This window comes from Paenibacillus sp. JJ1683, from assembly GCF_053006485.1.
The window spans coordinates 1-24,889 of record NZ_CM129820.1 but is presented as its reverse complement, the minus strand read 5'-3'; the positions used below and the strand labels follow the sequence as shown (position 1 = coordinate 24,889).

The window sequence follows — 24,889 nt, the reverse complement described above, 5'->3', positions numbered from 1 at the left end:
CGAAGCAACCTAATGGTTTACTTGACGACTACATCGTCCATTGGAAGTTCCTTGACCTTACTGATCTCAAACAGTTGAACATGTACCGTACGATGGCCTGCATTGACACCTACCACTTTTCCTTCTCCCAGAGAGGTGATAACCATCTTACCTACCTGAGGCAGCTCTTCCCGCATGCTCTCGTAGTTATCATGTTCAAATTTGAGACAGCACATCAATCTTCCGCACAACCCGGAAATTTTCGTCGGATTCAGCGACAAGCTCTGATCCTTCGCCATCTTAATAGATACCGGGTCAAAATCCCCCAGCCATGAGGAACAACACAGAATACGTCCGCAAGGTCCGATTCCACCAAGCATTTTAGCCTCATCCCGTACTCCGATCTGCCGCAGCTCAATTCGTGTACGAAAAATGCTGGCCAAATCCTTTACAAGCTCTCGAAAATCAACCCGACCCTCAGCCGTAAAATAAAAAATGATCTTATTGCGGTCAAATGTAAATTCCACATCTACCAGCTTCATTTTAAGGTTATGGTCTTTAATTTTATTTAAACACGTACCGAATGCATCCTTGGCCGCCAATTTATTCTCTTCTACAACAAGAGCGTCATCATCTCCGGCAATACGAATGACTTTTTTTAAGGGTAGGACAACATCCGAATCATTTACTTCTTTTTTGCCCACCACAACCTTGCCATATTCAATACCGCGAGCGGTCTCTACTATGACGCAGTTTTCTTTCTCCACTGGAAGGTCCAGCGGATCAAAATAATAAGTCTTGCCCGCCTTCTTGAAACGGACACCCACTACACTATACAAAAATTAACCCCCTTGTATGCCACTAAACCTCATTTGTAGCCGACATTGTAAGAATGGCCGCAATTGAAGTCTCACTGTCGCACAAACCGGGAACCTGGCGTCGCGGATTGTGCAGAGTGGAACAAGCGCGCCTTCCTGTTAGCCGGTGATAGAACCGCTTGTATCGGACAACCCAATCAGAAGCTGCTCCACGCATAATTGTCCGTTGACGTGAAAACGGAGCTTCTTCCTGCAATTCGCGGCCAAATCCATATAAGAGACCCATTGTTCCGTGCTGCGGGTGATTGCCAATTTGGAGACGGACTCCAAATGATCTATGAAAACAATGCTTTCGTGCCTTCCGTAACGGAAATGAAGCATATCTTTAAACCACAAATGAAACAGATGAAACAGAATATCCAGGTGTTCAGAAAGTCCAGTTTTAAAAATCTTCTGTTGAGCCAGAATAATCGACGAACTCCCCCGGCTCATGGACTCCTTCACTAATTGTAACACTACGTTTCTAATTTCTGCAAACCAATTCTGCTGGAGAATTTCTCTACATGATTCCAGTCCTGAAGCCATATGAACCACTGACCGGACAAGTCCTGCCGTATAGCCTTCCCCAATTAACACCTGCATCATCATTTCCGGCTGTAAAGCGTGGAAAGGCACCTGCTGTGTCCGCGATTGAATCGTAGGCAACAACGCCTGTCCATTCTCTGAAATGAGTATACCGACCACGGGAATCTGAGGCTCCTCCAAAAACTTAAGCAAGCTGTTAGCAGCTTGCACTGTCATGGTATCCGCCTGTCGAATGATATATACCTTCGGGTTGGAGCTTTCAGATTTGTATGAAAATATTCGTTGAAGCCCGCGAATCTGATCGATTTTAACCGTTGCTCCATCAGGCTCCACAATGTGCAAGTCCGGGTGATTCCCGTGCTCTACCTTGCGGCATGACAAGCACTCGCCACATGCATCATCCGTCTGTTTTTCACAGAATAAAGCCTTGGCAAAGGTCTGTGCCATGTTCATCTGTCCGCTTCCCTGCGGTCCGCTAAAAACATAAGCATGGCTGACTGTGTGATTCCGCAATGCACTTTGCAGCATTTTTTTGGCTACATCCTGCCCCAATATATGTTGGAAAGACATATTTCCTCACTTTCTCCACTGAAAACAACGATGAATCATCAGCAAATCATTGTTTTCCCAGGCGAGTTTGTTGATGTTGTGATGCTCTCACCCTCAAATCATGGTTCTTCAGTATAGCTGTGCCGCTATTCGCATATTACGTTTGCCCACATGTACATAGTCAAAAATAATCTGCCAGCATGATCAGCAAGCAGATTATTTCTTCGTGGCAACAGCCCGCCTGTATTCATTTATAACATAAGACTGCATTAAAATGAGAGATTAATCAGCAAGCCTCTAATCTCACCGACTCCTTGCAAAAGCTCAATCTTCCCTTGCTCGGTATCGAGCAGCTCATCTGCCATTTTGAGCAATAGCTCATCCACTTCATCAATCAGCTTATAACGCTTGCTGCGTCCCCGACGATCCCATCCCTTTGTGTCCTTCATAGACACGCCCCGCCGAACTGTATCTTCCAAAAATCGTTTAACCAGCATCTTATAGGCCTTCAACTCACGAATCGTCATTGAGCGAGCAAGACGGTCTCCCTGCATTTGAATTTCCTTAAAGCGCCGGTTCAATTCCTCCTTCGAAGCCTGCTCCCCATTTTGCTGCATAACATCGGAGAAGCTTTTCGGCTGAATTGGCTTGGCACTCGTTTCATTTGTAGACAATGTACTGTGTAAAGGGCGGTAGCCCGGATTTATTTTCATATAAACCTGCTTTCTCCCCGGATGCTTTCCTTTGCCTCAACGAACAGTTCAATAGAGAACTCGGGAGTCTCTTCGGCTTTCCGGGGGCTGCGCTGTAGCGCTGCCGTTTTAGTGGATCTGCTTTTCATTCTCATCGTATGAGCGAGAAACAGGCATTTCCACTATCATATCGGCAAAATAGGTTCTATTGTGTAGATTCAGAAATGCTCGAAACGGTCTACAGGCATCACGAAAACTGTCGCTCCACCCACCTGCACTTCAACAGGCAACGGCAGATAAGAGTCCGTCGTCCCACTCATAGGGGTGACGGGTGTGACCAGCTGTTCACGTACCTTGCAACTGCTGCGAATGACATTCATCAACGAGTCTACCTGATTGTCATCGACACCAATCATAAATGTCGTATTACCTGCACGCAGAAATCCCCCTGTGCTGGCCAATTTGGTAGCACGGAAATTAGCTTTCACCAGTCCGCTGGATAATCTATTACTGTCCTTATCCTGTACAATCGCAATAATCAGCTTCATCCTGTATTCCTCCTTCAAGTCATATTAGAGACAGCCTTGTCCCTAGCTCAATTTTACCGTATATCCTTCGACAATTATACGTTAAAATTCTGAATAAACCGCTTTTTCAGCAAATCCTTCAATACTTGCTCTACCTGTTCAGGTGCGGGAGAGGCATCCACAATCGTAATTCGTTCCGGAAATTTGCGAGCTAGCTCCAGATAAGCCTCTCGCACCTTATGGTGAAACGATATGCTCTCCATATCTAGGCGATCCATTTCCTCTCCCCGTGACGCATTGATTCTTGCCAATCCCAACTCGGGCTCAATATCCAGATAGAACGTGGCATCCGGCTCCCAATCATCCACCGCAAAGCGATTAATCGAAGCTACCTCTTCAATGCCAATCCCTCTTGCAAACCCTTGATAGACCAGGCTACTGTCCACAAAACGGTCACACAATACGATAGCTCCTTGCTCAATAGCCGGCTTTACCTTCTCCACCAAATGCTGGCGCCGCGCCGCCGCATATAAAAGCGCCTCTGTTCGGGCATCCATACTGGTATGAGCAGGGTCCAGAATGATAGAACGAATCTTTTCAGAAATTTCAATGCCGCCCGGTTCCCTCGTCGTGACGACTGGATGGCCTTCTTCCTCCATATACTTCGCCAGTCGTTGGATCATGGTTGTTTTACCGGAGCCGTCTCCCCCCTCCAGCGTAATAAAAATGCCTTTGCGATTCATGTTATTCCCTGCTTTCCTGCCTGAAAAATAAAAGTCATCCACAGGCTGCGTATGCTTCTTTTATCCAGTCTTCTGTATTTGTTAATTCTCTAGTACTAATCTTTATTGTAAACGGAATACCCGAATCGTAAGCATACTTTCATCTGCTATCCCTTGCCATTTAGCTCCCAGCTCACGTAGGCGAATCATCCGTAGAGCAATCGCTTCTGTGATCATTTCCCCTGCATATAGTAGCGGGATACCTGGAGGATACGGAATAAACATTTCAGCAGCTATCCTGCCAGCTGATTCCTCCACAGGCACGATCTCCACCTGATCTGGATTAATCGGTTGAAGCCCAAACTGCACCGGACTGGAGTAAACCTTCATTCCCTCATTGTTCCACGTGGAAAAATCCAATTCTAGTCTCTGCTGCTCTATCCCCGCTAACTCCGGCTTATCAGTCGTCCACTTAAACCTTATATCATTATTTATATGCACAAGAGCCTGCAACAGGTGACTCGCATCCCTAGCTGTAGAGCCTAACGTAAACAATAAGACCACATGCTTCTCATCGCTCATCTCTGGAATACACCCGTAAGTCTCCAACTCACGTTTTAACCCGAAGCCATCTAGTACACCCCATGTATCATATAGCACCATTTTAAAAGGGTCCTGAGTTGAGTACCCATCACTTCTCTTCTCGGCCCTTTCCAGGGCCTCAGAGATCCCCTTCTGAGCGCCACACTGTTCACTTGCCTGCTGTGTAGGTTCTACCAAGCGAAAGCGTGGGAGCTGCGTCAGCCCCTTCCTAAAGACGTCTGCTGCTGCTAGGCCCCCGATAAAGGCATCCGTGCCATAAGCATCGATATACCATCTTGCCAAATCGAGCGAGGCCATTAATGGATACGAAGGGCTGGAGCTTTGCACCATAGGTAACCGCTGACGGAGCAGTTCCCGATGAATTCTCCGTCCTTGCACATGTAACATGGCTCCCATGGTCATAGCTGGAAGCATCTTATGTGTCGATTGGACAACTATATCAGCACCACAGGAAAGAGCAGAGACTGGCAAACGAGGATGCAGTCCATAATGAGCACCATGTGCCTCATCTACCATCAACGGCACATCGGCTGCATGACAAGCTTTAGCTGCAGCAGTCAGATCATGCCCCATCCCATAATAGTTAGGGAGTGTAAGTAATACTCCTTTAGCCAATGGATAGGCCTTGAGAGCAGCCTTTATCGTGTCTGTCGATGGAGCAACCGCCAGCCCGCTTAGTGTATCTATTTCCGGATCTAGAAATACGGCCTTGGCTCCCGATAACATGAGACCGTTCAGAACAGATTTGTGTACATTTCTCTGTACCAGTAGTACATCTCCCGGCTTCGTACATACGGTCAAAATCATGGCCAAATTACCGACCGTGCTGCCTCCAATAAGCCAAAAGCTCTCTTCTGCACCAAAGCACTTCGCAGCCAGCTCCTGACCTTCACGAATCACGTCTTCTGGGTGATGCAAATCATCCAGTCCGGTAATTTCAGTCGCATCAATAGACATCACCTCTTGCAACAGAGATGCCATTTCCTCATACCTATAGACTTGCCCGTTTTTATGACCGGGTACATGAAAAGAAGCGTTTCCCTGAGACCTGTAACGTATTAGAGCTTCCACTAATGGTGCATGAACCGCCTTTTTCCCCATCATTCTGCAATCCTTCCAAACAAAGCTTTATATCTACCCTATTTTATCGTAAAATCAAGCGGAATCCTACTTTTACTCATAGAAAAAAAGGCCCGTATCGACAGACCTTGGAATGCCCATCCTTCAAACGCTAGCTAGCGAAGGATATTATGCATTTTTCTGAACCCAAATTTGCTTTAGTTGATCAATAAAAAAATGATATTTGGCGTCAGTTGCATCCGTGTGCACCATTTCGGCTTCACACGCATCACAGATAAACTCGGAAACGATAAAAATGCCTTCATGTTTGTGTTGTCCGCATATGATGCAGCGGTGGTCACCTTGATCATGCATATCCATCCCACCTTGTTTCTTTTACTATTAGTATGGGTCACTTTCTAGTATTTTAAACCTTTTCATAGCCCAATTCGACGATATACTCTATATATATTCCCCTTGGGCTATTATGGTGTTTGTACCCCGTATGTTTAAAAAAACAGCCGCATATGCCGATATAATAAGAAAAGCTTCTATGTATGGATGCCCTTTCTTGAAGCCTTTGCACACTTCATCAGTGAGAGCTTTTCCTGTAATTATAGAATAGGTTAGCTAACGCTAGATGTCCTTGCTCTATACTATTACAAAAAAATAATTGATGCTTATTAAAGCCGCATGAGCGAAGTACCGTCCCTTTTTCCGGCTGTGGACGGGAAGCCACTTGTGATGCAGTAGATTAATGAAAGGACTGTTCGCATGACAGAGGAAACCGGAACCAAAGCTACCTACTATCACTACAAGCTCATCAAAAAAATCAATATACCACGTCAGCTGATATGGAGTCACCTCACACTGCCTGTTATTATGCTTCTCTTTCTGCTTCTAGCCTTCTCCTGGACTAGTGTATTTTTGTTTGCTCTTGCCCTTTTCCTAACCTTATGGGTACACTTCGTAATCTCGCGATCTGTCCTATACATAGGTGGTGGGACAGCCTTCCGCAAACGCTGGGCGTTCCATCGCAGGTTGCCTTGGCTAGGCTATATGACAGACCAATACATAGGCTATAGGATTTTTCGTCGTGTGCACATACATACACTCTGGATTGGTATCTGCTTTTCAGCCGTATTCATTCTCTGGTCTCCGCCAGCCTTTACCGTATCCTTACTCTTCTGGCACCTATGGCTCATTGCACCGCGTTTATACGTCTTGAGTCGGCTTATAGGCGAAAGAAAAGACGGCATGTTGAAGTTCACCGATGAAGAAGCCTCCTACTATCAACAGTAAATCAATTCACTTCCCATCTGTACAGATCGAAACTTCAATTAATACATCCCCAACGCTTCAGCCTTAAAACAATAAAAAAGAGCAACCCGGGTCGGGTTGCTCCTTTTTTATAATTTAACAATTATATTCCCTTAGTTCTCTCATTAAATAACTTTACCCACATTATCTATGTCATAAAAGTAGTAAACCGATCTATACAGAAATATACAAAAGGAAGCCACTTTCTACACAACGGCAGTTTCAAGTGCTTCCCCATCTCATCATTCATCATTATACGCTCAGCAACCAATACGCTATGAGTTAATTATGACCTTACAATACATCCTTTGTTGCATACTTGAGTGAAAATCGCACTCTTAATTAAGGTCTACACTTTTACTCTTCACAGTAGCTTTTCTGTCTTTTGGAACCAATACGGTAAAAGAACCATCATGCACAGACAAATGCACCATGTGTTTATTTTTCTGGAACACCTTTTGATTCGAGGTAGATAAATTCGGTTCCTCAGTCCAGCCCCAGGCTGCAATCTCCTCCAGATAAGGAGCAGGTAGGCTATCGCTTTCCTTCAACGCTGGCAGTGCATAGCGTACATAGTCCATGTCCGAATTGCTACTGGCCCGATCAGTTTTACTAGCTTCTTTGGGAACTGGAAACGTCTTCTCGTTAGCAGCACCCTCAAACGATGTCCAAGAAGGCTCCTCTTCCACGCACCCGGTAAGAATCGCGACAGCGACACTGAATAGCACCAATAGAGCAAGCCATTTATTTCGCCGCATGATCTTCCCTCCTTACCAGCCTGATTGACTATACAAAATCCTATAATGGAGTTTGCATAATTCTGCAATATAGCAGCGTATGTGTATGGGATTCAATACCTATATTATACAGGGTTTGCTCTTACATTCCGTAACAAAAATGTTACCTTCCTTTTGTAAGGATATTTCTAAATTACATCTATATGCAAAAAAGAGGACCATAATCTCAATAAGATCATGGTCCTCTTTACTTGTTACTTGTTGCTTGGCAACGTCCTACTCTCCCAGGACCCTGCGGTCCAAGTACCATCGGCGCTGGAGGGCTTAACGGTCGTGTTCGGGATGGGTACGTGTGGAACCCCTCCGCTATCGCCACCAAACATGAATTTGCTCCGCAAATTCTTCCGTAAGCTTATTCGGTTCATCACGGATCGTGTGAATGAATAGCTATACGCTTGTTGTATGTACTTCTACATACCTTCAAGGTTACACCCTGAAAACTGGATCCGAAACTTCATTGCGTCTTATCTTTAGGATAAGCCCTCGACCGATTAGTATTGGTCAGCTCCATGCATTACTGCACTTCCACCCCCAACCTATCTACCTCGTCGTCTTCAAGGGGTCTTACATACTGGGAAATCTCATCTTGAGGGGGGCTTCACGCTTAGATGCTTTCAGCGCTTATCCCTTCCGTACATAGCTACCCAGCGGTGCTCCTGGCGGAACAACTGGTACACCAGCGGTACGTCCATCCCGGTCCTCTCGTACTAAGGACAGCTCCTCTCAAATTTCCTACGCCCACGACAGATAGGGACCGAACTGTCTCACGACGTTCTGAACCCAGCTCGCGTACCGCTTTAATGGGCGAACAGCCCAACCCTTGGGACCTACTTCAGCCCCAGGATGCGATGAGCCGACATCGAGGTGCCAAACCTCCCCGTCGATGTGGACTCTTGGGGGAGATAAGCCTGTTATCCCCAGGGTAGCTTTTATCCGTTGAGCGATGGCCCTTCCATGCGGTACCACCGGATCACTAAGCCCGACTTTCGTCCCTGCTCGACTTGTAGGTCTCGCAGTCAAGCTCCCTTCTGCCTTTGCACTCTTCGAATGATTTCCAACCATTCTGAGGGAACCTTGGGGCGCCTCCGTTACTCTTTAGGAGGCGACCGCCCCAGTCAAACTGCCCACCTGACACTGTCCTCGCACCGGATCACGGTACCAAGTTAGAACCTAGATACGATCAGGGTGGTATCCCAAGGATGCCTCCCCTCAAGCTGGCGCTCAAGGTTCAACGGCTCCCACCTATCCTGTACAGATCGTACCCAAATTCAATATCAAGCTGCAGTAAAGCTCCATGGGGTCTTTCCGTCTTGTCGCGGGTAACCTGCATCTTCACAGGTATTAAAATTTCACCGGATCTCTCGTTGAGACAGCGCCCAAGTCGTTACGCCATTCGTGCGGGTCAGAATTTACCTGACAAGGAATTTCGCTACCTTAGGACCGTTATAGTTACGGCCGCCGTTTACTGGGGCTTCGGTTCATAGCTTCGCCCGAAGGCTTACCACTCCCCTTAACCTTCCAGCACCGGGCAGGCGTCAGCCCGTATACTTCGCCTTGCGGCTTCGCACAGACCTGTGTTTTTGCTAAACAGTCGCTTGGGCCTTTTCACTGCGGCCCCCTCGGGCTATTCACCCTACCGAGGCACCCCTTCTCCCGAAGTTACGGGGTCATTTTGCCGAGTTCCTTAACGAGAGTTCTTCCGCGCGCCTTAGAATTCTCTTCTCGCCTACCTGTGTCGGTTTGCGGTACGGGCACCTTCTCCTGGCTAGAGGCTTTTCTTGGCAGTCTGAGATCATGACCTTCGCTACTGTGATTTTCGCTCCCCATCACAGCCCAGCCTTACGATGTGCGGATTTGCCTACACATCAGCCTCACTGCTTAGACGGACATCCATCAGTCCGCGTCACTACCCTACTGCGTCACCCCATCGCTCATAGCGGATTACGGTGGTACAGGAATTTCGACCTGTTGTCCTTCGACTACGCCTATCGGCCTCGCCTTAGGTCCCGACTTACCCTGAGCGGACGAACCTTCCTCAGGAACCCTTAGGCTTTCGGCGGATCTGATTCTCACAGATCTTTTCGTTACTCATACCGGCATTCTCACTTGAATGCAGTCCAGCGCTCCTTCCGATACACCTTCAACCCGCATTCAACGCTCCCCTACCCCTGATGCAAAGCATCAAGCCATAGCTTCGGTGGTGTGTTTAGCCCCGTTACATTTTCGGCGCAGAGTCACTCGACCAGTGAGCTATTACGCACTCTTTCAATGGTGGCTGCTTCTAAGCCAACATCCTGGTTGTCTGTGCAACTCCACATCCTTTCCCACTTAACACACACTTGGGGACCTTAGCTGATGGTCTGGGCTGTTTCCCTTTCGACAATGGATCTTAGCACTCACTGTCTGACTCCCGGAACTAAATCTATGGCATTCGGAGTTTGACTGAGCTTGGTAACCCTTGCGGGCCCCGCACCCAATCAGTGCTCTACCTCCACGATTCTTCTTTCCGAGGCTAGCCCTAAAGCTATTTCGGGGAGAACCAGCTATCTCCGGGTTCGATTGGAATTTCTCCGCTACCCCCACCTCATCCCCGCATTTTTCAACATGCGTGGGTTCGGGCCTCCAGTGCGTGTTACCGCACCTTCACCCTGGACAGGGGTAGATCACCCGGTTTCGGGTCTACGTCCACGTACTCATTCGCCCTATTCAGACTCGCTTTCGCTGCGGCTTCAGCTCTTCACCTTAACCTTGCACGGGAACGTAACTCGCCGGTTCATTCTACAAAAGGCACGCCATCACCCATAGATCGGGCTCTGACTTCTTGTAAGCACACGGTTTCAGGATCTATTTCACTCCCCTTCCGGGGTGCTTTTCACCTTTCCCTCACGGTACTGCTTCACTATCGGTCGCCAGGGAGTATTTAGCCTTGGCAGATGGTCCTGCCGGATTCATACGGGGTTTCACGTGCCCCGCACTACTCGGGATCCGTCTCGGAGGGAACAAGTTTTGAACTACAGGGCTTTTACCTTCTCTGGCGGGCCTTTCCAGACCTCTTCATCTAACCGGTTCCTTTGTAACTCCATGTGAGACGTCCCACAACCCCAAGGAGCAAGCTCCTTGGTTTGGGCTAATCCGCGTTCGCTCGCCGCTACTGACGGAATCACTATTGTTTTCTCTTCCTCAGGGTACTTAGATGTTTCAGTTCCCCTGGTCTGCCTCTCACTCACCTATGAATTCAGTGAGTAGTGACTGTCGATGAAGACAGCCGGGTTTCCCCATTCGGACATCCCCGGATCAAAGCTTGCTTACAGCTCCCCGAGGCCTTATCGTTGTTCGCCACGTCCTTCGTCGGCTCCTGGCGCCTAGGCATCCTCCGTGTGCTCTTTGTAGCTTAACCTAGACTTTTCTTTCACAGAAAGAAAATATCGATATCTGCTACCTTTATTTCACTTGTTTACACAAGATCAGCTTAAAGGAATATTCTAAAACGCAATTTCGTTTCGGTATCCAGTTTTCAAGGTGCAATTCGCTTCGTCGAAGCGAAACCCGATGAATATTTCGGTTCCACACGATGTGTGAATGAAACATTCGTCGAAGCTTGAGAGTTTGAACTCTCAAAACTGAGCAACGAGTGAGTAAGTCCAGGATATTCATTTCATTCACACGAATGTGATGAACCGAATTGAATATCCGGTTGCAGGTACGCTGTACCTGCTAATTTGAATGTTTCCATCGCAGGAAACGATTCTCCATAGAAAGGAGGTGATCCAGCCGCACCTTCCGATACGGCTACCTTGTTACGACTTCACCCCAATCATCTACCCCACCTTCGGCGGCTGGCCCCTTGCGGTTACCTCACCGACTTCGGGTGTTGTAAACTCTCGTGGTGTGACGGGCGGTGTGTACAAGACCCGGGAACGTATTCACCGCGGCATGCTGATCCGCGATTACTAGCAATTCCGACTTCATGTAGGCGAGTTGCAGCCTACAATCCGAACTGAGACCGGCTTTTCTAGGATTGGCTCCAGATCGCTCCTTCGCTTCCCGTTGTACCGGCCATTGTAGTACGTGTGTAGCCCAGGTCATAAGGGGCATGATGATTTGACGTCATCCCCACCTTCCTCCGGTTTGTCACCGGCAGTCTGCTTAGAGTGCCCAGCTTGACCTGCTGGCAACTAAGCATAAGGGTTGCGCTCGTTGCGGGACTTAACCCAACATCTCACGACACGAGCTGACGACAACCATGCACCACCTGTCTCCTCTGTCCCGAAGGAAAGGCCTATCTCTAGACCGGTCAGAGGGATGTCAAGACCTGGTAAGGTTCTTCGCGTTGCTTCGAATTAAACCACATACTCCACTGCTTGTGCGGGTCCCCGTCAATTCCTTTGAGTTTCAGTCTTGCGACCGTACTCCCCAGGCGGAATGCTTAATGTGTTAACTTCGGCACCAAGGGTATCGAAACCCCTAACACCTAGCATTCATCGTTTACGGCGTGGACTACCAGGGTATCTAATCCTGTTTGCTCCCCACGCTTTCGCGCCTCAGCGTCAGTTACAGCCCAGAGAGTCGCCTTCGCCACTGGTGTTCCTCCACATCTCTACGCATTTCACCGCTACACGTGGAATTCCACTCTCCTCTTCTGCACTCAAGTTCCCCAGTTTCCAGTGCGACCCGAAGTTGAGCCTCGGGATTAAACACCAGACTTAAAGAGCCGCCTGCGCGCGCTTTACGCCCAATAATTCCGGACAACGCTTGCCCCCTACGTATTACCGCGGCTGCTGGCACGTAGTTAGCCGGGGCTTTCTTCTCAGGTACCGTCACCTCAAGAGCAGTTACTCTCTCAAGCGTTCTTCCCTGGCAACAGAGCTTTACGATCCGAAAACCTTCATCACTCACGCGGCGTTGCTCCGTCAGGCTTTCGCCCATTGCGGAAGATTCCCTACTGCTGCCTCCCGTAGGAGTCTGGGCCGTGTCTCAGTCCCAGTGTGGCCGATCACCCTCTCAGGTCGGCTACGCATCGTCGCCTTGGTAGGCCTTTACCCCACCAACTAGCTAATGCGCCGCAGGCCCATCCACAAGTGACAGATTGCTCCGCCTTTCCTCCTTCTCCCATGCAGGAAAAGGATGTATCGGGTATTAGCTACCGTTTCCGGTAGTTATCCCTGTCTTGTGGGCAGGTTGCCTACGTGTTACTCACCCGTCCGCCGCTAAGTTAATTAGAAGCAAGCTTCTAATTAACCCCGCTCGACTTGCATGTATTAGGCACGCCGCCAGCGTTCGTCCTGAGCCAGGATCAAACTCTCCATTAAAGACCAACCGAAGTTGGTTTATCGAAAGAGCGATTAGCTCATTTTGAAACTGACGAGATAAAATATCTCATTGTTTGATTTTGCGAACAAAATCATTTTACTCACTCGTTGTTCAGTTTTCAAAGATCAAACATTTCTTGTTTGCTTTAGAGTAATTCTCGTTCCCCTCAGCAACTTTTATAGTATATCATGTTATTCAAGTTTGTGTCAACACTTTTTTTCAAAAGTGTTTTTCGCTTCTTTATTTCAACACTTGAAGCGACAAGAAAGAATATATCATATCTTCACTATATTGCGCAACTTTTTTTTTGAAAAGACCCAGTTAAGTAACAATACACTCGATATAAAGTTCTCTTTGAAGCATAAGGTTAATGATCTCCCCCTCTACTTGAATCAACGGACGAGTCGGGTGATCTCGATCAGCAAAAATAATTTCCCCTGTACGGTTATCATTCAGACGCACCTTGGTTCCATTATTAAATTGGGTTAACTTTTGTATGAAGACTTGCACGACACTTGGGTCCAGCTTTCCAAATGATTCTGATTTAATTTGCTCTAGAACCAGATAAGGCGATTGGGCAGGTCGGTATGTTTTTTCTAGAGTCATGGCATGGAATACATCAGCCACCCCTACGATTTTAGCGTATATATGGATTTGCTCTCCCTTAAGGCGCAATGGATATCCAGTACCGTCCACTTTCTCATGATGCTGAAGAGCTGCCAAACGTACACCTTCGTTAATAGCCTTCACATTTTTAAGCATTTGGTATCCTAGTGATGTATGGAGGCGTACTTCTTCTTGCTCTTCTCGTGTTAGTTCGGAGGGCTTGTACAGAATGGACGGGTCCATCTTAGCATTCCCTATATCATGAAGCAATCCGGCAAAAGCCACCTGCATCCAATCCTTTTGAGGCAACCCAATCCATTGTGCAATGGAGTAAGAGGTAAGGGAAGTTAGCACGGCATTGTGAAAAATATAGTCCACTTCGATCATAGCAGGCGGAGTATAGGTCATTACATTATAGCGTTGGATATGTGCCAGCAAGGACTCCAGTTGTCCGCGCAACTCATATATAGATAAATTAGAGACAAGTACGGATTGAAACGCATTCTTAACAAGCATCACCATTTTGTCATACTCATCCTGGAATTGTTCGGCTTCATCTCGCCCATCTAACGAAGCTCCCTGCGATTCAGCTGTCCCAGATCGAACAGTGGTAGGCTCGCTACTGGATTTTGCAATATCATCCGTCCCTACCTCTACTTGTTGAATCAGGAACGCCTCTAAAATCTCTAAGTCACGTGGTAGCAAAATACGCCCTTTCGGTAGCAGCAGGCTGCCCATTTCAGTAAAAACGTCGCTTTGCAATTTAAGTCCTGCTTTTAATTCGGATACGGGTACAGTTGTCATGGTCAACCTCTCTGTTCTCACAACAGCTGCTCCAGCTGCCAGTTATGATGTCATTATATTACTTGGAAATGATCCTGTACATTCATTTTATGCCATTTAAAACGTGCTAGTCTGAATTGATCAACCTGAACAAGAAAAAAAGACTCTCTTGACCAAATAGCCAGAGAGTCTCTTCAATCTAAATTTGTTGCTTCTATATTCAGGGCTTATTCGTCCCCAGAAGATTCTGAACCGTTACCTTCCGTATCTTCTGCATTCGCTCCAAGAGTTGGTTCAGCAGATGACAGAGTTGGCTCCTCACCAGTTCCTCCATCCTCTAATAAATCCTCAAGCAGTTCATCTTGCTCCTCATTCTTGTTCGCCCGACAAACCGTTGCAACCGAATCATCATCGCGAATATTAATCAATCTTACCCCTTGCGTATTCCGACCCATCGTGGAGATTTCCCCCATGCTAGTCCGGATCAAGGTGCCACTAGCTGTAATAATCATCAAATCCTCTTCGGCTTTTACTACCTTGAGGCCGACCACTGGACCATTTTTATCGGTAACGTTAATTGTCTTGATCCCCTTGCCTCCACGGCTCTGGATACGATAATCCACAGCAGGGGTACGTTTGCCATAACCCTTGGCCGTTACGATCAGAATATCCAGGTCGGTATTGACGATATCCATGCCGATTACAGCATCGCTTTCGTCAAGACTAATCCCTTTAACTCCTGTAGCGCTACGCCCCATAGATCGTACGTCACTTTCAGGGAAGCGGATAGACATACCTTGTGCTGTACCGATAATCATTTCCTGCTGTCCATCAGTCAGCTTCACTTCGATCAGGGCGTCATCTTCACGCAAATTAATGGCAATCAGGCCGCCTTTGCGGATATTCGCATAGTCATCAAGAGGTGTTTTCTTAATAATCCCATGCTGGGTCGCAAAGAATAGATAACTATCCTCCACAAATTCCTCAATTGGAATTACTGCATTGATCGACTCACCCTGCTCAATCTGAATCAGGTTAATAATCGGTGTCCCCCGAGCTGTCCGGCTTAAATCCGGAATCTCATAGGCCTTAATCCGGTATACCTTGCCCTTGTCCGTAAAGAATAACAAATGATGATGTGAATTCGTAATGAACAGATGCTCTACGAAGTCCTCATCTTTGGTATCCATACCTACTACACCACGACCACCGCGTTTTTGACTACGATACGTAGTAACAGGGAGGCGTTTGATATATCCAGTATGGGTTACAGTAATAATAACGTCTTCACGCGGAATGAGATCCTCATCCAGAATACTTTCTTCACCCACTGTAATTTCAGTGCGACGTTCATCGGCGAAGCGTCCTTTCAACTCATTCAGCTCTTCGCTAATGATGTTGAGTACCAGATGCTCATTCGCCAAAATTTCGCGGTATTCCATTATCTTTTGAATTAGCTCGTTATATTCGTTCTCGATCTTCTCACGTTCCAAACCGGTTAAGCGTTGCAGACGCATATCGAGAATAGCCTGAGCCTGCTCAAGAGTCAGCGAGAAACGCTCAATCAGTCCTTCACGGGCTGCTTCTGCAGTTTGGGAAGAACGAATCAAGGAAATAACTTCGTCCAGATGGTCAAGAGCAATACGCAAGCCTTCCAGAATGTGTGCTCTAGCTTCGGCTTTTTTCAGATCAAATTCTGTCCGACGACGAATAACCTCAACCTGATGCTTGAGATAATAATACAAGACATCTTTCAGGTTCAAAATCTTCGGCTCATTGTTTACAATCGCAAGCATATTGATACCGAAATTGGACTGCATGGCCGTATGTTTAAACAAATTATTCAGAACGACGTTCGGGTTCACATCTCTACGCAACTCGATCACAATACGCATACCCGTACGGTCGGATTCATCGCGAAGATCCGTAATGCCCTCAATACGCTTGTCACGTACTAGTTCAGCAATTTTCTCGACCAGACGAGCCTTATTCACTTGGTAAGGCAGCTCATGCACGATAATCCGTGCTTTATTGCCAATCTCCTCTATGGTGGTCTTTGCACGCATGGTCACAGATCCGCGGCCAGTCTGGTACGCTTGACGAATGCCTGAGCGACCTAAGATATAACCTGCTGTTGGGAAATCGGGGCCTTGAATGTAGTCCATAAGTTCCATCGGCGTAATGTCAGGGTTTTCGATCAGTGCTTGTACACCATCAATAACCTCTCCCAAGTTATGCGGAGGAATGTTGGTTGCCATACCAACTGCAATCCCGCCGACACCGTTAACCAGCAAGTTAGGATAACGTGCAGGCAATACGACAGGCTCGTTCTCTTCACCATCGTAGTTAGGCATAAAATCAACGGTCTCTTTGTTCAAATCACGGAGCATTTCCATGGCAATCTTGGACAGCCGTGCTTCAGTGTAACGCATTGCTGCTGCCATATCTCCATCCACGGAGCCAAAGTTACCGTGTCCATCCACCAACATATAACGCAAGGAAAAATCCTGCGCCATCCGCACCATCGTATCATATACAGCCGTATCACCATGAGGGTGATACTTACCGATAACTTCACCGACGATTCTTGCCGATTTTTTATAAGGCTTATCTGGCGACATGCCTAGCTCGGACATCGCATACAGAATACGACGGTGTACCGGCTTCAGTCCGTCCCGCACATCAGGCAAGGCACGGCTAACAATAATACTCATGGCATAATCCATAAAGGATTCGCGCATTTCCACTCCGATATCCCTATTGATGATTTGCGAGTTATTTTGATCCGCCATGCTGGTCCTCCTTCTCATCCTTCAATACAGCGCTCTCTATGTGAAAAGCCTAACAAGACACTGCCTATATACTCCGCTCCTTGCGCAGGATTTTGGCTGAAATCCTCATCTGTATAATTATATTACTTTCACAAAAAGAGCACAATTAAACGCATTTGTCCTCTTTACAGCGTAAAACCCTCGTCATTCCCCTTCTGCCTGTAGCAGATTGCTATTTTCTTGTACAACTTACAAGCCCTGATTATAACAAATTCCCCTGAACTGGGGATTAGCCCCCACCCTAAGGGCCTTTTCCACATACAATACGTATACGGTCAGGGTTCTACTTAGCAAAATTCCGAAAAACGCCGTATTTCTCTATTATATCATTGTTTTACGCGCTTGTCCTTTAGTTTCCCTTGTTTTGTTAAAGGGTGTGAATTCCAGGTACATGACTCATATTTCGAAAAGAAAGGGATGAGAATACTTGTCTATTCAGCGAGTATCCAGTAAGTGGGCCAAAACAAATGCCATTCTTCCCCATCCGACATTGGCCGCTTATATACCGGAAACACGTTTGTACACGTTTGAGCATCTGAATGAAATGTTGGCGGTGTATGGAACTGTCTATATTAAGCCGGATAATGGTACCTACGGCAAAGGGGTTATGCGTGCAGAAAGGCAGACAGAGCAGCTTCCGCCGACAGAAGAAGGAATCATCGAGGAGAGAACTTGGTATGTACTTCGCTATGAAGTAGATATCCTCACCTTTGAAAGCCTGGATGAGCTGCATAGGGTGGTTTCTTCTCGTATAAAGAAACGTCCATATCTGATACAGCGCGGAATTCCTCTTCTTCAGCATGAAGCCCGTCCCTTCGATCTGAGGGTATTGACCCAGATGAACTTGAGACATCACTGGGAAACAACGCTTATTGTAGGACGTGTAGCTGCTCCTGACAAAGTCGTCACCAATCATCACAGCGGTGGGACAACGCGTTTTTTCAATGAATTGGTGGCTCCATATATGGATGTAAAGGAAGCCGTACGACTGGAGCAAAAATTATCGAAAATGGGCGAGCGAGTAGCCTGGCAGCTACAAAAAAGATACCCTCGTTTAAGGGAAATCGGGTTAGATGTGGGATTGGACCAGCAAAACTATCCATGGATTTTGGAGGTCAATACAAGACCAGCCATCAAAGTGTTCGCTTCCCTCCCAAATAAAGGCCTCTATCATAAAATATTCAGATATGCAGTAGGCTACGGCCGGTATACGGCATCCACAGGTAAACCTGTACGCTCTAAGAAAAAGGCCTAAAACATTGAAATTAAATATTCAAATCCATCCGGGCTGGTTAATGACAAGAAAAGGGACGCCCATTTGGGCGCCCCTTGTACACTCTTGCTTATACAACCCTAATGAACAGATAACATAGCCATCAGGATGGAATAACACACATTAGAAATCTAGGTTTTTCACGTACTTCGCATGTTCTTGGATAAAGTCACGGCGAGGCTCTACATTGTCACCCATTAAGGTATTGAACAGTGTATCAGCCAGCATCGCGTCACTGACAGTTACCTGCAGCATTGTACGGCTCTCTGGGTCCATCGTGGTTTCCCAAAGTTGGGTCGCATTCATCTCACCCAAACCTTTATAGCGCTGTACATTGTACTTCGCATTTTCTCCAAATTCCTTGATGATCTCGTCACGTTCCGCTTCAGAGTTCGCATAACGCACAACTTTGTTACGCTCAACTTTGAATAGTGGTGGCTGAGCAATGTATATATAGCCTGCATCAATGATTTTGCGCATGTAGCGATAGAAGAATGTCAGCAACAATGTGCGAATATGAGCACCATCGACATCGGCATCTGTCATGATAATAACCTTGTGGTAACGGGCTTTGCTGATGTCAAAATCATCTCCAATCCCTGTACCCATTGCTGTTACCATTGACCGTATTTCATCACTGGACAAAATACGGTCCAAGCGTGCCTTTTCCACATTCAGGATCTTACCGCGAATTGGCAAAATCGCTTGAAAGTGACGATCACGCCCCTGCTTGGCCGATCCCCCTGCTGAGTCACCTTCGACGATGTACAGTTCACTGATCGAAGCATCCTTAGAGGAGCAATCCGCCAGCTTACCTGGGAGCGAACTGATTTCCAGCGCACTTTTGCGACGTGTAAGTTCACGCGCTTTGCGTGCTGCTTCCCGGGCACGAGCTGCTTGTAACGATTTATCAACTACACGGCGGGAGACGGACGGGTTCTCCTCCAGAAATTCCTGAAGTTTCTCTGCGAACAGGGACTCGACAATTCCTCGAACTTCACTGTTGCCAAGCTTTGTTTTAGTCTGACCCTCAAACTGTGGTTCAGGAATTTTGACGGAGATAATCGCTGTCAAACCTTCGCGTACATCGTCACCAGTCAAATTGGCATTGTTGTCCTTAATCAAGCCATTTTTGCGTGCATAATCGTTAATAATCCGGGTTAATGCACTCTTGAAACCTGATTCATGAGTTCCGCCCTCATGAGTATTGATATTGTTGGCGAAAGAATAAATATTCTCGGTATAGCTGTCGTTATATTGCAATGCAACTTCGACTTGAATCATGTCACGAGAGCCTTCGACATAGATCGGCTGTTCATGCAGGGCTTCTCTTTTTTGATTCAGAAACTGCACATATTCACTGATTCCACCCTCATAGTGGAATGTATCGCTGGCGCCTGTCCGTTCATCGGTCAAGCTAATTGCAATGCCTTTGTTCAAGAAAGCCAGCTCACGAATCCGCGTCTGCAGCGTATCATAGTCATATACGGTCGTTTCGGTAAAGATTTGTTCGTCCGGATAGAAGGTCGTTTGGGTACCTGTCTCTTCGGTGTCACCGATGACTCTGACATCATACTGTGGAGCACCACGATGGTATTCCTGCTCATATACATGTCCATCCCGTTTAACATGAACAATCATTTTGCTGGAGAGCGCGTTCACCACGGATACACCAACCCCGTGCAGACCACCAGACACCTTGTACCCTCCGCCTCCGAATTTACCACCTGCGTGAAGTACGGTCATTACGACTTCCAGCGCTGATTTTTTCATTTTGGCGTGTTCACTTACCGGAATACCGCGGCCGTTATCTGTAACGGTAATGCTATTATCTTTGTGAACGACAACTTGAATGCTGTTACAATAACCCGCCAGCGCTTCGTCAATACTGTTGTCCACAACTTCCCAGACCAGATGATGGAGCCCCTTGGCGCTCGTGGAGCCAATATACATCCCGGGACGTTTCCGAACCGCTTCCAGGCCTTCGAGGACCTGAATCTCGCCCGCATCATAAGACGGTTGATTCATAGACATGCCTTTCACCTACTTCTATAGATTTCTATGGTTAAGCATTGGCAACAAACTGGTTTGCCCGCTTTTTGAGTGTTGTTGAGGAGATGGGGGAATAATACACCGTATTCTGAGTCACTACGATGGACTTGGCTTCCTCTTCGCCAATCATCTCGACATGCTTTTGCTGTTGGGCGTGGTTCACGTATTGTTTGGAGATTTTAGAGGATTTTTCAATCGAGATATCGAAAATAGCCACAAGCTCGGACGAGCGGATGATCTTTTCTCCACCCAGATGAATATACATAGCAGTCACTCACTCCTTAGTGTTCCACATGCCCGTCGTGGACGTGATAAATATGGGCACCCTTAAGTCGTTCTGCGTTCAACGTCTCAATCCCGGTTGCCGTGATAAAGGTCTGTACCTTGCTTTGGAAAGTCTCGATCAGTTGAGTCTGACGATAGGGATCCAGCTCGGACAACACATCATCCAGCAGCAGGATAGGATACTCCCCAATTTCCTCATGAATTAATTCTATTTCGGCCAGCTTCAAAGACAGGGCCGTCGTCCGCTGCTGCCCCTGAGAGCCATACGTATGCACTTCTCTGCCGTTAATGGCAAAGGCCAAATCATCACGATGGGGTCCCGCCAAAGTCATGCCACGGCGGATTTCCTGTTCCCTCATTTGGGATAACTTTATCATAAATCGCTCCAATAAGACAGCTTCATCTTCTTCCTCTGGCTCACCGAAGGAGGGAACATAGGTTAATTTTAACTCTTCTGTCCCCCCTGCAATCCCTTCATGAATGGCTTGGGCCCACTTTTGTAGCTTTGTTATAAATTGTTTCCGCTTTTTTACAATTTTAACACCATGCTCAACAAGTTGCTCATCCCATACCTCCAGCATCAGCTGCACGGACGCCATATCTTTACCCCAAGCTTGCTTGAGCAGATTATTTCGCTGAACCAGCACTTTCTGATATTGCTGCAAATGATACAAATATCCTGGCGCAACCTGTCCGATTTCCATGTCAAGAAACCGGCGGCGAACCCCCGGTGTTCCTTTGACAATTTCCAGATCCTCGGGCGCAAACATGACCACGTTTAACGAACCGATAAAATCGCTCAACTTTCGCTGCTCTAGCCCGTTGATCTTTGCTTTTTTGCCTTGTGTGGATAACGAGAGATCCAATCTGATTTTCCCGTATTTTTTATCCACATCGGCAGCTAGATGGGTGGAAGTAGCCCCGAAAGAAATTAATTCCTTATCGCGGGACGTTCGGTGACTTTTAGTCAAAGCCAATACAAAAATCGCCTCAACCAGATTCGTTTTGCCTTGCGCATTTTGTCCGATCAGCAAATTAACGGGCCCGAATTCATTCAGCTCCAACTGTTGATAGTTCCGGTACTGCTGCAAAACAATGTTGTTCACAAACACATAGGGTCCCCCTTGTTATTCCGCACCTAAAAGGAGTCCTTGCCGTTCAGGCGATCATGCTCCTGCCGTAACCTCGAAACGTCCAATGTCCTCTACTTCTACAGTATCGCCTGGGTACAATTTTCTCCCCCGACGTTCTTCTGGCTCACCATTAACGCGGACTTGTCCCTCCTGCAGCAGGGCTTTAGCCATGCCTCCTGTGGATACACAATCGGCTAATTTCAAAAATTGATCGAGCTTGATGTATTCGGTCTGTATAGATATTGGTTTCAAGGCCTGTTCATCCTTTCGCTTGTTCGGGTGGGTGACGCTAGTTGGTTGTGCGATATGGCAGGATGATGTACAGCGCATTGCTGGAATCTGCCGGTTTTAAAATAATGGGGCTCATAATGCCAGTAAAAGCAATCGTCAGTTGCTCGCTGTCAATCACCTTCAGCACGTCGAGCATATATTTGGAGTTGAACGAGATTTTGAGTGGCTCTCCCTCAAATTTAGACACATTTACTTCCTCACGCACTTTACCAAGCTCAGATGAGCTGGAGGAAATCTCTAGATCACCGTTTTCCAACGATTGCATTTTTACAATATTCGTTTTTTCCTCACGGGACAACAAATAAGCACGGTCAATAGACTCGCTCAAACTTTTTGTGTCCACAACCAGTTCTGTTTTGTAGGAAGTCGGAATAATTCTAGAAGTATCAGGATAGGTGCCGTCCAAGATGCGGGAATAAAATAACACGCGATCCACCTTAAATAATACCTGATTGTCCGCTACGACGATATCCACAAGCATATTTTGATCCGGAATAATTCTGCTCAGCTCATTGAGCGTTTTACCTGCAATGACAACATTGCTAAAACGCAAGCCTTCAGAGGTCTCCAAATGAGCGCTGCGGGTGGCAAGGCGGTGGCGGTCCGTGGCGACAAATTTCAATTCACCCTCAGCCAGATTCCACAATACACCCGTCAAAATAGGTGTCGTTTCATGGGTAGAGATGGAGAATACCGTCTGTTTAATCATATTTTTAAGCAAATCACCTGGCACAGAGATGACTTGATTTTCTTCAATGTTGGGCAGCACCGGGAATTCCTCAGGGTCCAAACCAACGATTTGAATTTCAGTAGCACCGGATGAGATAAAGGTTTGGAATTGGTCTTTTACCTCCATGCGGATCTCCTGAGACGGCAACTTTTTAATAATTTCGACAAAGAATTTAGCGGGCAGCACTACACTGCCAGGTTGTTCGATCTGAACGACAGTTTGGTCACCATCCTCCATCGGAATAAAGGATTGAATAGAGATGTCTGTATCGCTAGCGGTCAGTGTGACTCCCTGGTGATTCACATCCAGCTTAATACCACTCAGAATTGGAATCGTGGTCCGACTGGATATCGCTTTGGATACATGTTGTATAGCCTCGTTCAAAACGTTTTTCAGAATGCTAATCTTCATAAGTTCCTCCTACGGGTTTTAATCCTGCAAGCACGCGTTGACGCGGGCCTTATATAGGTGATGTATATCTTTAAAATATATTAGTAATAGTAATAGGCGCACTGAATATGTGGATAACTATCTGTAACCCTAATAAAATCAAGCCTATCCACATGTGTATAAATTGTGTATAGGCTCTGAACTTGTTCAGGTTGGATTTTTGATTTTTTCTATTAGGTTGTTGATAACTTTAAATAGATCCTGATCCACTTGAATGGATTTGGAGATTTTTTCGTGCGCATGAATGACAGTTGTATGATCACGACCACCAAAAGCTTCGCCGATTTTCGGCAAAGAATAGTCGGTTAGCTCACGGGAAAGATACATGGCAATCTGCCGTGGAAAAGCTACAGCCTTCGTCCGCTTACGTGCTTTGAAATCTTCCAGTCGTAGATTATAAAATTCCCCGACTTGATGCTGTATATCCTGAATCGTGATCATTTTTGGACGGCTGGATGGGATAATATCCTTTAACGCCTCAGCCGCGAGATGGCTTGATACATCCTGATTGGTTAAGGAAGAATAAGCGACAACGCGAATGAGCGCCCCCTCCAGCTCACGGATGTTTGTATCAATTTGATTCGCGATATACATCATGGCCTCATTAGGAATATCCAGGTTTTCTGCCCGCGCCTTTTTCCGAAGAATAGCAATTCTCGTCTCCAAATCCGGCGGTTGAATATCCGTAATAAGTCCCCACTCGAAGCGAGAGCGCAGCCGTTCTTCCAGCGTTGGAATTTCTTTAGGCGGTCGATCGCTTGAGATTATAATCTGCTTGCGTTCCTCATGAAGCGCGTTGAACGTATGGAAAAATTCCTCTTGCGTCGATTCCTTGCCCGCAATGAATTGAATATCATCAATGAGCAAAATATCAATGTTGCGATATTTATTCCGGAAACTCTCTCCGCGGTTGTCCCTGATGGCATTAATGAACTCGTTCGTAAACTTCTCCGACGATAAATAAACGACCTTGCTGGTCGGATTATGCTCCAAAATATAGTGACCGATAGCATGCATCAGATGCGTTTTCCCCAGACCTACACCACCGTATAAAAATAGCGGATTGTAAGCTTTGGCCGGCGCCTCGGCGACGGCCAGCGATGCCGCGTGGGCAAAACGGTTCCCCGATCCAATGACAAATGTATCGAATGTATATTTAGGATTCAGCATATGGGATACAGCTTCTTCTTGAACGACCGGCTGCTGCTGAGGTTGTTGCTGAAGGTCGACCTCGGCGGGCTTGTTCTCTTCAATAACGAACTTGACCTCTAAATGTTTGCCCAAAATCTCATAAACCGTTGCTCCGACTAACTTGGTATAGCGGCTTTCAAGCCATTCCACGGCAAAAGTTGTCGGTGCAGAAATCACAATGGAGTGGTCATTTAGTTTCGCTGCCTTGGTAGCCTTAAACCAAGTGTCGTAACTCGGCTTACTCAGCTTGGTTTGTATGATGGATAGAATTTGCTGCCATAGTTCAGAGGTATGGCTGTCCAC

At 46.8% G+C, this 24,889-nt stretch carries 18 protein-coding genes and 3 rRNA genes; 2 read left to right on the top strand and 19 right to left on the bottom strand.

The window, feature by feature from the left end:
* Nucleotides 1-17 precede the first annotated feature (17 nt).
* From ACUC6J_RS00105 to ACUC6J_RS00075, 7 genes are all read right to left on the bottom strand, one after another.
* A complete protein-coding gene (locus ACUC6J_RS00105) occupies nucleotides 18-818 on the bottom strand; it encodes a PSP1 domain-containing protein (RefSeq protein ID WP_013368662.1) in 801 nt (266 codons plus the stop codon).
* A 138-nt stretch (nucleotides 819-956) separates the two neighbouring features.
* The gene (holB, locus tag ACUC6J_RS00100) at nucleotides 957-1,952 is read right to left on the bottom strand and encodes a DNA polymerase III subunit delta' (protein WP_016818930.1); all 996 of its coding nucleotides are present in this window, start codon (nucleotides 1,950-1,952) and stop codon (nucleotides 957-959) included.
* A gap of 248 nt (nucleotides 1,953-2,200) precedes the next feature.
* Nucleotides 2,201-2,644 carry a YaaR family protein gene (locus ACUC6J_RS00095; RefSeq protein ID WP_013368659.1) on the bottom strand — a complete coding sequence of 148 codons (444 nt, stop codon included), beginning with the start codon at nucleotides 2,642-2,644 and terminating at the stop codon, nucleotides 2,201-2,203.
* A gap of 197 nt (nucleotides 2,645-2,841) precedes the next feature.
* A complete protein-coding gene (locus ACUC6J_RS00090; RefSeq protein ID WP_007427998.1) occupies nucleotides 2,842-3,171 on the bottom strand; it encodes a cyclic-di-AMP receptor in 330 nt (109 codons plus the stop codon).
* Nucleotides 3,172-3,245: 74 nt separating this feature from the next.
* Nucleotides 3,246-3,893: a dTMP kinase gene (gene tmk, locus ACUC6J_RS00085; RefSeq protein WP_330708293.1), complete on the bottom strand. Its 648-nt coding sequence runs from the start codon at nucleotides 3,891-3,893 to the stop codon at nucleotides 3,246-3,248.
* Between the two features lie 102 nt (nucleotides 3,894-3,995).
* On the bottom strand, nucleotides 3,996-5,579 hold the full coding sequence (locus tag ACUC6J_RS00080) for an aminotransferase class I/II-fold pyridoxal phosphate-dependent enzyme (protein ID WP_330708294.1): 1,584 nt from the start codon (nucleotides 5,577-5,579) through the stop codon (nucleotides 3,996-3,998).
* A gap of 144 nt (nucleotides 5,580-5,723) precedes the next feature.
* Entirely contained in the window at nucleotides 5,724-5,909 is a 186-nt protein-coding gene (locus ACUC6J_RS00075; RefSeq protein WP_016818933.1) for a sigma factor G inhibitor Gin, read from the bottom strand.
* A gap of 399 nt (nucleotides 5,910-6,308) precedes the next feature.
* On the opposite strand from ACUC6J_RS00075, the gene ACUC6J_RS00070 reads away from it, so the two are divergent.
* Nucleotides 6,309-6,836: a hypothetical protein gene (locus ACUC6J_RS00070; RefSeq protein ID WP_016818935.1), complete on the top strand. Its 528-nt coding sequence runs from the start codon at nucleotides 6,309-6,311 to the stop codon at nucleotides 6,834-6,836.
* 356 nt (nucleotides 6,837-7,192) lie between these two features.
* Here the strand turns inward: ACUC6J_RS00070 and ACUC6J_RS00065 are convergent, their stop codons facing one another.
* From ACUC6J_RS00065 to gyrA, 6 genes are all read right to left on the bottom strand, one after another.
* Nucleotides 7,193-7,612: a hypothetical protein gene (locus tag ACUC6J_RS00065; RefSeq protein WP_013368653.1), complete on the bottom strand. Its 420-nt coding sequence runs from the start codon at nucleotides 7,610-7,612 to the stop codon at nucleotides 7,193-7,195.
* Between the two features lie 242 nt (nucleotides 7,613-7,854).
* Nucleotides 7,855-7,971, bottom strand: a 5S ribosomal RNA gene (rrf, locus tag ACUC6J_RS00060).
* 151 nt (nucleotides 7,972-8,122) lie between these two features.
* Nucleotides 8,123-11,048: ribosomal RNA gene (locus ACUC6J_RS00055) — 23S ribosomal RNA — on the bottom strand.
* A gap of 358 nt (nucleotides 11,049-11,406) precedes the next feature.
* Nucleotides 11,407-12,960, bottom strand: a 16S ribosomal RNA gene (locus ACUC6J_RS00050).
* Together the 16S, 23S and 5S rRNA genes form the textbook arrangement of a ribosomal RNA operon.
* Before the next feature lie 322 nt (nucleotides 12,961-13,282).
* A complete protein-coding gene (locus tag ACUC6J_RS00045; protein ID WP_447250320.1) occupies nucleotides 13,283-14,371 on the bottom strand; it encodes an HD-GYP domain-containing protein in 1,089 nt (362 codons plus the stop codon).
* Between the two features lie 206 nt (nucleotides 14,372-14,577).
* A complete protein-coding gene (gyrA, locus tag ACUC6J_RS00040; protein WP_016822436.1) occupies nucleotides 14,578-17,142 on the bottom strand; it encodes a DNA gyrase subunit A in 2,565 nt (854 codons plus the stop codon).
* A gap of 466 nt (nucleotides 17,143-17,608) precedes the next feature.
* On the opposite strand from gyrA, the gene ACUC6J_RS00035 reads away from it, so the two are divergent.
* The gene (locus tag ACUC6J_RS00035) at nucleotides 17,609-18,436 is read left to right on the top strand and encodes a YheC/YheD family protein (protein WP_447249584.1); all 828 of its coding nucleotides are present in this window, start codon (nucleotides 17,609-17,611) and stop codon (nucleotides 18,434-18,436) included.
* A 141-nt stretch (nucleotides 18,437-18,577) separates the two neighbouring features.
* Here the strand turns inward: ACUC6J_RS00035 and gyrB are convergent, their stop codons facing one another.
* From gyrB to dnaA, 6 genes are all read right to left on the bottom strand, one after another.
* A complete protein-coding gene (gyrB, locus tag ACUC6J_RS00030) occupies nucleotides 18,578-20,488 on the bottom strand; it encodes a DNA topoisomerase (ATP-hydrolyzing) subunit B (protein ID WP_016822438.1) in 1,911 nt (636 codons plus the stop codon).
* A 31-nt stretch (nucleotides 20,489-20,519) separates the two neighbouring features.
* On the bottom strand, nucleotides 20,520-20,771 hold the full coding sequence (gene remB / locus ACUC6J_RS00025; RefSeq protein ID WP_007433255.1) for an extracellular matrix regulator RemB: 252 nt from the start codon (nucleotides 20,769-20,771) through the stop codon (nucleotides 20,520-20,522).
* 16 nt (nucleotides 20,772-20,787) lie between these two features.
* Entirely contained in the window at nucleotides 20,788-21,903 is a 1,116-nt protein-coding gene (gene recF / locus ACUC6J_RS00020; RefSeq protein ID WP_045244810.1) for a DNA replication/repair protein RecF, read from the bottom strand.
* Nucleotides 21,904-21,957: 54 nt separating this feature from the next.
* Nucleotides 21,958-22,176 (bottom strand): S4 domain-containing protein YaaA, encoded by a 219-nt coding sequence (gene yaaA / locus ACUC6J_RS00015; RefSeq protein ID WP_016822440.1) that lies wholly within the window; start codon nucleotides 22,174-22,176, stop codon nucleotides 21,958-21,960.
* 37 nt (nucleotides 22,177-22,213) lie between these two features.
* On the bottom strand, nucleotides 22,214-23,356 hold the full coding sequence (gene dnaN / locus ACUC6J_RS00010; RefSeq protein WP_016822441.1) for a DNA polymerase III subunit beta: 1,143 nt from the start codon (nucleotides 23,354-23,356) through the stop codon (nucleotides 22,214-22,216).
* 186 nt (nucleotides 23,357-23,542) lie between these two features.
* Nucleotides 23,543-24,889: a chromosomal replication initiator protein DnaA gene (gene dnaA, locus ACUC6J_RS00005; protein ID WP_013368644.1), complete on the bottom strand. Its 1,347-nt coding sequence runs from the start codon at nucleotides 24,887-24,889 to the stop codon at nucleotides 23,543-23,545.